Here is an 11,687-nt window from a genome sequence, read left to right on the forward strand (position 1 = left end):
CCCTCCCTATCTCCCCAAATGGTAGGTTTAATTAGCCAATGGTATTACCTACAAAATTTACACATAGCAACGTTTTTTGAAACTTGTAATTCGTTTTTTAAGCAAGGTTTATTTTTATTTCAAGATACATTTGTGCCTTTACCAACAATGTTCATAAACTTTAGCTTAATAAACCACTACATGTTATGACACTTAATTCTTCTACAAAACCCCAAACGCGTACCACTGCATATTCAATGGTTATCTTGGTGTTCCTTTTTTTTATATTCGGATTAGTATCATGGGTAAATACCATTTTAATCCCGTACTTTAAAATAACTTGCGAATTATCGCGAGTACAATCTTACTTGGTCACATTTGCATTTTACATAGCCTATCTTGTTATGGCAATACCATCATCTGTTCTTTTAAATAGAGTAGGATATAAAAAAGGCATGATGTTGGGTCTGTGGTGCATGGCCCTGGGCGCATTTTTATTTGTTCCGGCAGCCTATTGGCGGATGTACCAAATATTTCTCGCTGGACTTTTTTTATTGGGAATAGGATTAGCTATTTTACAATCGGCAGCAAACCCTTATGTTACCATAATAGGCCCGCGCGAAAGTGCAGCAAAACGTTTTAGTATCGTAGGAACAGGAAACAAACTAGCAGGAATTATCGCAAACCTAATATTTGCCGCTGTTGTTATTCGAGAGTCTGATAAAGTATTAATGAAACAAATAGAAGAAGGACTTTATTCAGGACAAGCCTTAGATACAGCCTTAGATACTTTAGTGCGAGGCGTTATTGTCCCTTACTTAATTTTAAGTATAATTCTTTTTGTTTCCGGTACTATAGTTCGTTATTCGGTATTGCCGGAATTAGATGCAAAAGAATTAAATAAAGGTGCTGAAGATGGACTAGAACCCAAAAAATCAATACTTCAATATCCGGCATTAATATTAGGAGTTATAGCAATGTTCTTCCATATTGGTACCCAAATGATTTCATTGGCAACAATTATCGACTATGCAGGAACAATGGGATTAGGATTAGAAGGGCCGGCTCAAAATTTCCCTTCTTTTACTATGACTTTTACTTTCTTTGGTTATTTGCTTGGTATTATACTTATACCCAAATACTTAAATCAACGTGTAGCTTTATTCATTTGCGCCACTTTAAATTTAGTATTATCCCTTTTATTAATATTTGTATCTGGAAATGTAAAAATACTAGGCATGAACACAGATGTATCCATTTGGTTCCTTGTTTTAATGGGTCTTCCAAATGCGTTATTGTATGCCGGCATCTGGCCTTTGGCAATTAACGGACTGGGAAGACTTACTAACCTTGGTTCGTCTCTATTAGTAATGGCTTTGTGTGGAAGTGCTGTTTTCCCATTGGTTTTCGGATATCTTGTAGAGTTTAATATGAGTTCTTCAACCACAGCTTTTCATGCAATGAAAAGTGCTTACCTAATATTGGTTCCTTGTTTTGCGTATATTATTTGGTATGCAGGCAGAGGATATAAAATAAACGTATGGCATAAAAGAAATTAATATTGAAAAATAAGTTCAATGAAGAAATTAATATTGACAAATTGTAATGTTATTTTTCCAGACCATATTGAAAAGGACTTAACAATTGTATGCGAAGGAAAAATAATTAAAGAAATTATACCTGTTGGCGATACAAGGCCAAATGAAAATGCAGAGTATATAGATGTGAATGGCAAATATGTTTCACCCGGTTTTATAGATATACACACTCATGGCGGTGGCGGTCATGATTTTATGGACGGAACAGTAGAAGCTTATTTAGGAGCTGCCGAAACTCATGCAAAATATGGAACAACAGCTTTACTGCCCACTACACTCTCCGGCACATCTGAAGAAATGCTTAAAACTTTTTCTATTTACAAAGAAGCTGTAAAAAGAAATAAAAAAGGTGCAAAATTTGTGGGATTACATATAGAAGGTCCTTATTTTTCTTATAACCAACGAGGAGCACAGGACGCCAAATACCTACGCAACCCAGAACCTGAAGAATATAATAAAATACTGGATGCTACCGACGATATTGTAAGGTGGAGCTTAGCACCCGAACTTCAAGGAGCATCTGATTTTGCAAAAGTGCTCAAATCTAAAAACATTCTGGCATCTATTGCCCACTCCGATGCTATTTACGAAGAAGTAGTTGAAGCACATAAAGCCGGATTTTCCCTCATTACACATCTTTATTCGGGAATGTCTACCATTACACGCAAAAATGCATATCGCTATGCAGGAATTGTCGAGTCTGCATATTTAATCGATGATATGGATGTAGAAATCATTGCGGATGGAATACATCTGCCCAAATCGTTACTACAATTTGTATACAAATTCAAAGGCTCTGAGAAAATAGCCCTTTGTACTGACTCTATGCGAGGAGCAGGTATGCCCGATGGAGAATCTATTTTGGGCAGCCTTGAAAAAGGACAAAAAGTAATTATTGAAGATGGTGTTGCTAAACTACTTGATAGAACGGCATTTGCAGGAAGTGTTGCCACTACCGACCGGCTTGTGCGAACAATGGTTAACATTGCCGAAGTTCCTTTGGTAGAAGCCATAAAAATGATGACACTTACACCGGCACGTATCCTGAGAATTGATAAAAACAAAGGTTCTATTAAAGGAGGAAAAGATGCCGATTTCGTCATTTTTGATAAAAATATTAATGTTTCATACACAATATTAGAAGGAAATGTCATTCACAAAAACTAGAACAAAACCTATTACTTTCGAAAAAGAAATGTTAAACGTAAATATTTTTCCGACACGTGATGAGATGGGAAAAATAGCCGCAAGAGATGTAGCAAATAGAATTAACGAGATTTTAAGCAAAAAAGAAGAAATTAATATCATTTTTGCTGCAGCACCCTCACAAAACGAATTTTTACATTATCTAAAAAACGATAAAACTGTTCCATGGCACAAGATAAATGCTTTCCACATGGATGAGTATATCGGCTTAGATGAAGATGCCCCTCAAGGATTTGCAAACTTTCTAAAGGATAGACTTTTCAATAAAGTTCCTTTTAAAAGCACTCATTATATTAACGGATTGGCTTCAGATACTGATGAAGAATGTAAGCGCTATGGTAATCTGTTGCAAATATATCCGGTAGATATAGTATGCCTTGGGATTGGAGAAAACGGACATATTGCTTTTAACGATCCACCGGTTGCAGATTTCAACGATCCCAAAATAATAAAAGTTGTTGAGTTGGAACACGCTTGTCGTCAACAACAAGTAAACGATAAATGTTTTGAAACGATTAGCCTTGTGCCCGAAAACGCTTTTACTTTAACTATTCCTACATTGTTACATGCTAAATATATGTTTTGCATAGTTCCTTCAAAATTAAAAGCAGAAGCTGTTAACGAAACCATAAACGGCATAATTTCGGAGAAGTGTCCGGCAACTATTTTAAGAACTAAAAAAGATGCTATTCTTTATCTTGAAGAAGATAGTGCATCATTATTAAAATCACTGGTATCCGATTAAATTCTTTTAAACTCCCTTAAATTAAAGATTGATAAGAATCTTTTAAAAGCATTGGTAAGAACAAAAATAAAGCGACAATAGGCATTTTCAAATATGATGCCCATAATCAGACCGCAGTTAATGGACTACATTAACGTATATAGCTTTCTGGAAGATACTGAAAAAACGTGGAGAATAATAATAACTGAGAATAAAGCTAGGTTCAAAAATTCATTGTTCCCTGAACTACAGGGACCTTCTTTTAAAATGGAGAAATGTTATTTCTGATTATCAGATGAATAAATATTATTAAACTAATAAAACTACGGGAACAAAAATGAGCATGTAAAATACTTACAATCTGCAATATAACACCATTCACATGCTCATTACATATAATTATTAACAAACAATCTCAATAGTATGAAAATTAAAATCATTTTATGTGCAATTCTTTTTTTCGGAATGGCATTTTTGTCCACTTCACAAGCACAAATAAAAATCGGAATTATTGGGTTAGATACTTCTCATTCGCCTGCATTTACAAAACTTTTAAATGGAGATGATAAAAAAGAAGAATACAAAGACTTCAGAGTTGTAGCAGCCTACCCTTATGGCTCAAAAACTATAAAATCCAGTTACGAACGAATCCCTAATTATATAAAAGAAGTAGAAAAATACGGTGTTGAAATAGTTCCCACTATTGCAGAATTATTAAAAAAAGTAGATTGCGTACTACTTGAAACTAACGATGGCAATTTACACTTGGAACAAGCAAACGAGGTGCTAAAATCAGGCAAAATCATGTTTATTGACAAACCTGCTGGAGCATCTTTAGCACAAGCAATTGCCCTATTTAAATTAGCAAAAAAATACAATGTACCAATTTTTTCATCGTCTTCTTTAAGATATGTACCTAAAGTTCAAAAAATAAGGAACGGCGATTTTGGAAAAGTTCTTGGTGCCGATTGCTACTCTCCCCATAGAAGAGAAAGCTCTCACGATGATTTTGGATGGTACGGAATACACGGAATAGAAATGTTATTTACCGTAATGGGTACAGGATGCACCGAAGTAAGCCGAATGTGTACAGATAGTACCGATGTTGTAGTAGGGAGATGGGATAATGAAAGGATAGGAACCTTCAGAGGACTACAACGAGTAAACCTGTACGGAGGCACAGTATATACACCAGGCGGAGCTGAACAAACCGGAACTTATGCAGGATATGCTGTCTTGCTAGATCAAATATTAAATTTCTTTAAAACAAAAACAGTTCCTTTACCTGAAAAAGAAACCATAGAGATATTTACTTTCATGGAAGCATCAAACGAGAGCAAAAGAAAAGGCGGTAAAATTATTTCTATGGATAAAACTTATTACAAAGGGGAAAAAAATGCAAAAAAATTAATTAAAAAGCTCAATTAACCTTGGCAGAATAGTTTCTGTAAAATTAATCTTTATGAAGTCAAATAACTTTTTGCGTAATCTAGGCCCCGGAATCATTGTAGCTGCATTGGTTTTCGGTCCCAGTAAAATAACCATTACATCTAAACTGGGAGCAGGTTATGGTTTTGACTTGTTATGGATAATTATTATTGCTGTATTCTTTATGGCGGTTTTTACCGCAATGGCAGCCCGAATAGGATTATCTATAAACAAATCTCTTTTATCGACTATAAGCGAAAAATGGGGAAGAACAATTAGTATAATTGTTGGAGTAGGAATTTTTTTAGTTTGTACTTCTTTTCAAGCAGGAAACTCGGTTGGAGCAGGAATAGCTCTTGGTGAACTTACTCGCACCAATAAAGAAATATGGATTATTCTTATTAATTTAATAGGCGTTGCTTTATTATTCTTTAAATCGTTTTACAAGGTATTAGAAAGACTAATGATTTTTCTGATAAGCTTAATGTTATTCGCTTTTCTTATTACAATTATTATGATTAAACCCTATTTATCTGGAGTTATTGGGGGATTTATACCTTCAGTTCCAAACGGTTCAACAGGATTGATAATTGCCTTTATAGCCTCTTGTTTCTCTATTGTTGGAGCATTTTATACTACATACTTGGTACAAGAGAGAAAACGTATAAGCAAATTTCCCCACGAATATAAAGATAACAGCCTCACAGGAATTCTTCTTCTCGGAATATTAAGTGCTATTGTAATGATTGTTGCAGGTTCTGTTTTATTTCCACAAGGAATTAAACTTACTACAGCTACAGATATGTCGATGGCTTTAAAACCTGCTTTTGGAAATTATGCCGCAGTATTGTTTTTAATTGGTTTATTTGCTGCATCATTTTCGTCAATTGTAGGAAACGCAAGTATAGGAGGAACATTGTTTGGAGATGCATTGGGAGCCGGTAGCGATTTCAGTTCTCCCAAAACACGGCTTTTTATATCAATAGTAATGATTACAGGAGCAGCAATAGCAATATTGTTCGGACACCTTCCTCTCGAACTAATCGTTCTTGCACAAAGTATTACTATTTTTATTGTTCCGATAATAGGTATTGCAATGTATTTAATTGCTAACGATAAAAAACTCATGGGAAATAATCGCAATAATATGTTTTTTAGAATTTCCGGTTTTTTGGGGCTTATCGTTGTTATTGGATTAGCTGTTATTAATTTTAAAAATCTATTTCTTAATTAATCCGAAACCTTATGAATAAAGAACAGGCATATCAAAATATGCTACAACCATCCCAAGAATTAATAAACGACATTCTAAAAATTGAAGGCGATATTATTTTATTGGGAGCAGGAGGCAAAATGGGACCTGATATGGCACGATTAACAAAAAAGGCTATCGATTTAGCCGGAATAAATAAAAAAGTAACCGCTGTATCAAGATTTTCTGAAGAAAGTTTAGAAAAAGAATTAAATGTTGCTGGAATACAAACAATAAAAGCAGACCTTCTTAATGAAAATGATGTACAGAACCTGCCGGATACCCAAAATGTTATTTTTTTAGCAGGACATAAATTCGGAACTACAGGTAATGAACCTTACACTTGGGTAATGAACACTTATTTACCGGGAAGAATAGCAAATAAATACAAAAACTCACGTATTGTTGTATTTTCTTCCGGTAATATTTATCCCTTTTCACCCATTGAAATGGGAGGAGTTACGGAAGATGTTTCACCATCTCCAATAGGAGAATACGCGCAATCCTGTCTTGGAAGAGAGCGAATATTTCAATATTTTGCTTCAAAAAATAACACTCCCTTATTAATTTATAGATTAAATTATGCCAACGATGTTACTTATGGTGTTCTGCTTGAAATTGCTAAATCTGTTTTCTTGGGAAAAAGTATAGATTTAAGCATGGGCAATGTTAACGTAATTTGGCAAGCCGATGCCAATGAAATAGCACTCCGCAGCCTTTTACACTGTTCTGTACCTACTAAAATATTAAACGTTACCGGCCCTGAAACTATATCTGTACGGTGGGTGGCATCCAAATTCGGTGAGATTCTAAAAAAAGAACCTGTTTTTAATAATATAGAGCAACCTAAAGCCTTGTTAAGTAATGCAGCAGAGTGTTTCAAATTATTTGGGTATCCGCGAGTTTCGTTAAACCAAATGATCGAATTAATAGCTAAATGGGTTATCGAAGGAGGCAAAACAAACAATAAACCCACACATTTTCAAGAAAGAGAAGGAAAATTCTAAAATACAAATCAAAATGCAACACAGAGTAAAATGCAAATTACATGACGGGGCGTTTATTCCTGCTCACCCGCTAGCATTAAACAAAGATTTAACCATTGATGAAGCAACACTACGTAGGCTTACTCGGTATTATATTGCTTGTGGCGTAAACGGCTTAGCTGTTGGTGTTCATACAACCCAATTTGAAATTAGAGACCCGGAATTTAATTACCTGGAACCGGTATTAAAAATTGTTGCCGACGAAATTGATAAGCAAAATATTCAAAAACCTTTTATTAAAGTTGCTGGAGTATGCGGAGAAACAAAAATAGCAATTGAAGAAGCAAAAATAGCTCAGAAATACGGATACCACTTGGCTCTCTTGAGTATGGGAGGATTAAACCATTTATCAGAAACCGAATTATTAGAACGAGCCCGGCAAGTAGCAGAAATAATACCCTTATTTGGATTTTATCTGCAACCTGCAGTTGGAGGAAGAGTACTTAGCTATAATTTTTGGAGGCAATTTTGCGAAATAGAAAATGTGCAAGCTATAAAAGTCGCCGCTTTCAATCGCTACCAAACACTTGATGTTGTGCGTGCTGTTTGCCATTCGTCAAGATGCAAAGACATTGCTTTATATACAGGAAATGATGACAATATTATTAATGACCTTATAACTCCTTACTCTCTCTCCCACAATGGAATACCCTGTGAAAAAAGATTTGTAGGCGGACTCTTAGGACATTATTCCGTATGGACGAGAAAATCGGTAGAATTGTTTATAAAAATAAAAAAAGGGATAAAAGAAGAAAATTTAAATTTTGCAGAAATTCTTAAAACCGGCATTGAAGTTACCGATATGAACTCAGCTATATTTGACGTTGCCCATTCATTCAAAGGATCTATTGCAGGCATCCACGAAGTGTTAAAAAGACAAGGCCTAATGAAAGGAATATGGTGTTTAAGCCCAAAAGAAAAATTATCAGAAGGGCAAGACTGGGAAATTACACGTGTATTAGAAAAATATACTCATTTAACAGACAATGATTTTGTAAAAGATTTTTTAGAAAAAGATAGCCTGTAATACAATTTTTATGGTTCCATTAATAAAAAATATAAAACAATATGCATCAAAAATAGAGGATGAAGTCATTGAAAACAGAAGATATTTACACAAACATCCTGAATTATCATTTCAAGAATCTAACACATCTGCTTTTATAAAACAAAAACTTGAAGAAATGAAGGTAGAATGGATTTCTGTAGCCAATACCGGAATTGTTGCATTTATAAAAGGAAAACTTTCTGACGAAACAGTTGTGCTCCGCGCCGATATAGATGCATTACCTATTAAAGAAGAAAACGACATTGATTATTCTTCCGAAAATAATGAAGTCATGCATGCCTGCGGCCACGATGTCCATACAGCTTCATTATTAGGCACAATAAAAATACTTAATTCCATAAAACATGAAATTAAAGGTAATATAATGTGCATATTTCAACCGGCAGAAGAAAAGCTTCCAGGGGGAGCAAAACAAATTATAGATTCGGGTATATTTAACGACAAAAAAATAAAAGCCGTAATAGCACAACATGTTATGCCTTCGATTGAAACAGGTAAAATAGCCCTGCGAGAAGGAAAATTCATGGCATCGATGGATGAAATAACAATTTGTGTAAACGGAAAAGGCGGTCATGGAGCAGAACCTCACAATACAATTGACCCTGTTGTAATTGCTTCTAATATTGTTATTACATTACAGCAGTTAGTAAGCCGCAATAGCAACCCTAATATACCCACAGTATTATCTTTTGGAAAATTTCATGCCAATGGCTCATTTAACGTCATCCCTAAAAAAGTAATATTACAGGGAACATTAAGAACTTTTAACGAAACATGGAGAAATAAGGCTCATGAAAAAATTAAAGCTATCGCCTCGTCAATTGCCGAAAGCATGGGAGCAAATTGTGACATCCATATTAACAAAGGGTATCCATTCTTAATAAACGATAAAAAAATAAGTAATAATGTATGTAATCATATTAAAAAGTATGTAGGGAATAAAAATTTTTTAGAACCCGATTTATGGATGGCTTCGGAAGATTTTGCTTATTACTCACAAAAATATCCTTCTGCATTTTATCTTTTGGGAGTAGGAAACAAAAAAAAGAATATCACATCAGCGCTTCATACTTCTACTTTTAATATTGATGAAGATGTACTGGAAATAAGCACGGGATTAATGGCATATACGGCATTAAAGCTTTTACACGATTAAGGAAAACACCATAATAGTATAATTAGGGTTTGCGGACATATCTTTTCCCTCTGCTTTTGAGTTTTCAATGGTATTGGTTTCCTCGTTAATTGCATTCCACTTGTGTACAATCCTTATTTCCTGCAAGGCATCATAAAAGCGTTTTTGCACTAAGAAGCGGTCCATGAACCGGTTGGCCTTTTGGAAACGGCTACGTATCATCTTTCCCATAAAATTGGCCATGTCAAGGGTTATTTCTTCGACACCGTCCCTTACCTTTTCCGGGATCTTGTACAGAACTTTTATGACTTTTCCTGCCCCGCCCCCTTCGATCGTTGCAACCAAGGCGCTTTTCTTTCCTTTTGCAGCTTTAATTGTGACTGATCATAACAGCACGGCTTTTGAGACCGATTTCACGACAACCCTTGCATTTGGGAGACTCTAACCATATAATTCATCAACTATTTTCTACTCATTGTCAACAACTTAAAAGCGATTTAATAGAAGATCACCAAACCCTATGTATCTCTGCGGTTTTTGAGGATTCTTATGCGGAATATTAGCTAATATATCAACTCATAAAAGGTTACTTTGAATAAGTCACAATTTTCAAAATATATTATCCATTATGCGTTTAATCAACAAAACTAACTTGCTGGTAACATTATTTATTTTAACACTGCTCTCGTGTAAGAATAATTTTAATATAAATTATACTGATATAAATAAAAAAACAGCGCAGGAATCTCTTAATCCTATAAGACCTGGGATACCGGATAAAGTTCCTTTTTGGAACAAATATTCGCAACAATTTATATACGCCCCATCTTTTGATGTTTCTCCTATAAAATATGCAGTTGAGTACAAATATACTGCAATGGCCTGTGATAGTACCGAATATACCTTTAATTCAGACAAACCGTATGAAAAATTATCTTCTATTTGGGATAAAATACCGGTTGGCTTTGTAAAACTAAATATTTGCGGAATAAATAAACTAGGAACACAAATAGGAGACCCCTATACCTTTAGTTTTTATAAAGCAGCATCATTTAAGGGGCCATACCATGAAAAAGTATCTGATTATAAAATTAGTGCTGAAAGAGCATTAGAGTACGAATTTAAACAAGATTACATTCAAAATTGGGCAATAAATGGCACGCCCGACACAGCCTCTTATAACCTTTACTGTTATCCTTCTAAAATAATAGGAGCCGTTGTAGAAACCATGCTTGAATATTCAAAAATATCAGAACCTAATAAAGAAAAAGCTCTAAAAATTGCTATTAACGCGGCCGATTATTTGATTAATATTAGTGAAAAAAAGGGAACGCCTTTAGAATTTTTTCCGCCTACTTATGCTGGAAAACAACGTACAGCAAAAGCATTTCGGAACCAATTTATGACTATCTATCCGGCACATACGGCTTGTACATATTTAGATTTATATGATACTACGAATAGAATAGACTATAAAGAAGCCGCTCTAAATATAGCCGGAACTTATAAAAAACTACAACAAGCATCTGGTACATGGAAACTAAAATTATGGTCGGACGGTTCTCCTGTAGTAAACAACGATTGTATTCCAATAGAAATAATAAAATTTTTAGATCGGTTAGAATCTCAATACAAAATAAAAGAATATACCGATGTAAGAAATAAAGCTTACAATTGGATTTTAAACAATGCTTTGAAAACATATAACTGGTCAGGACAGTTTGAAGATGTTGCCCCTATTGAACCATACAAAAACCTATCTAAAGACGAAGCAAGTGCTTTTGCAAAATATCTATTTGAGAAAAAGAATCAAGATAAAGAATTTATCAAACTGGCAGATGATCTTTTACGATTTTGCGAAGACCAGTTTATTATATGGGAAAAACCAATGCCCCGAGAACAATACAATGTAGCAGAATGGATAACACCATGTGTACTAGAACAGTACGCATGCTACGAGCCTATTATTGCAAGTACTGCTAATATGATTGACGCTTACTCTGCAGGCTACAAAGCAACAAAAAACGACATCTACAGAGCAAAAGCTATTGAACTTGCAAATACAGTAACAGTTTCTCAACATGCTGATACAGGTAGATACCCTACATATTGGCAATTAAATGAGAGGCAAAATAAAGAAAGTGGGTACATCGACTGGCTAAATTGCACCGGTTATTGTGCAAAAATAATGTTAGAAATTTCGGCCTTTGATGAGATGAATATTAGCAAGAATTTTTAAAAACAAGAAAA

At 34.6% G+C, this 11,687-nt stretch carries 10 protein-coding genes; 9 read left to right on the forward strand and 1 reads right to left on the reverse strand.

Annotated features, from left to right (window positions below; translation table 11 throughout):
* Window positions 1-236 precede the first annotated feature (236 nt).
* The 8 genes from MR764_RS09575 (at window position 237) to MR764_RS09610 (ending at window position 9,458) form a co-directional block, all read left to right on the forward strand.
* A complete protein-coding gene (locus tag MR764_RS09575) occupies window positions 237-1,538 on the forward strand; it encodes a sugar MFS transporter (RefSeq protein WP_247979218.1) in 1,302 nt (433 codons plus the stop codon).
* Window positions 1,539-1,556: 18 nt separating this feature from the next.
* Entirely contained in the window at window positions 1,557-2,744 is a 1,188-nt protein-coding gene (nagA, locus tag MR764_RS09580) for an N-acetylglucosamine-6-phosphate deacetylase (protein ID WP_247979193.1), read from the forward strand.
* Window positions 2,725-3,528 carry a glucosamine-6-phosphate deaminase gene (locus MR764_RS09585; RefSeq protein ID WP_247979194.1) on the forward strand — a complete coding sequence of 268 codons (804 nt, stop codon included), beginning with the start codon at window positions 2,725-2,727 and terminating at the stop codon, window positions 3,526-3,528. The genes nagA and MR764_RS09585 overlap by 20 nt, the downstream gene beginning before the upstream one ends.
* A 402-nt stretch (window positions 3,529-3,930) precedes the next feature.
* Window positions 3,931-4,935: a Gfo/Idh/MocA family oxidoreductase gene (locus MR764_RS09590; RefSeq protein WP_247979195.1), complete on the forward strand. Its 1,005-nt coding sequence runs from the start codon at window positions 3,931-3,933 to the stop codon at window positions 4,933-4,935.
* A 34-nt stretch (window positions 4,936-4,969) separates the two neighbouring features.
* The gene (locus tag MR764_RS09595) at window positions 4,970-6,169 is read left to right on the forward strand and encodes an Nramp family divalent metal transporter (RefSeq protein ID WP_247979196.1); all 1,200 of its coding nucleotides are present in this window, start codon (window positions 4,970-4,972) and stop codon (window positions 6,167-6,169) included.
* A gap of 11 nt (window positions 6,170-6,180) precedes the next feature.
* Window positions 6,181-7,194 carry an NAD-dependent epimerase/dehydratase family protein gene (locus MR764_RS09600; RefSeq protein WP_247979197.1) on the forward strand — a complete coding sequence of 338 codons (1,014 nt, stop codon included), beginning with the start codon at window positions 6,181-6,183 and terminating at the stop codon, window positions 7,192-7,194.
* 13 nt (window positions 7,195-7,207) lie between these two features.
* Window positions 7,208-8,260, forward strand: coding sequence for a dihydrodipicolinate synthase family protein (locus MR764_RS09605; RefSeq protein WP_247979198.1), 1,053 nt, complete (start codon window positions 7,208-7,210; stop codon window positions 8,258-8,260).
* 10 nt (window positions 8,261-8,270) lie between these two features.
* A complete protein-coding gene (locus tag MR764_RS09610; protein ID WP_247979199.1) occupies window positions 8,271-9,458 on the forward strand; it encodes a M20 family metallopeptidase in 1,188 nt (395 codons plus the stop codon).
* On the opposite strand, the gene MR764_RS09615 is transcribed toward MR764_RS09610, so the two are convergent.
* Complete coding sequence (locus tag MR764_RS09615; RefSeq protein ID WP_247979200.1) at window positions 9,447-9,782, reverse strand: transposase; 336 nt, start codon at window positions 9,780-9,782, stop codon at window positions 9,447-9,449. The two genes, MR764_RS09610 and MR764_RS09615, sit on opposite strands and share 12 nt — an antisense overlap.
* Before the next feature lie 283 nt (window positions 9,783-10,065).
* Between MR764_RS09615 and MR764_RS09620 the strand changes: the two genes are divergently transcribed.
* Entirely contained in the window at window positions 10,066-11,676 is a 1,611-nt protein-coding gene (locus tag MR764_RS09620; RefSeq protein ID WP_247979201.1) for a hypothetical protein, read from the forward strand.
* Window positions 11,677-11,687: the final 11 nt, after the last annotated feature.

The organism is Maribellus sp. YY47, assembly GCF_023111095.1.
Classification (GTDB): domain Bacteria; phylum Bacteroidota; class Bacteroidia; order Bacteroidales; family Prolixibacteraceae; genus Draconibacterium.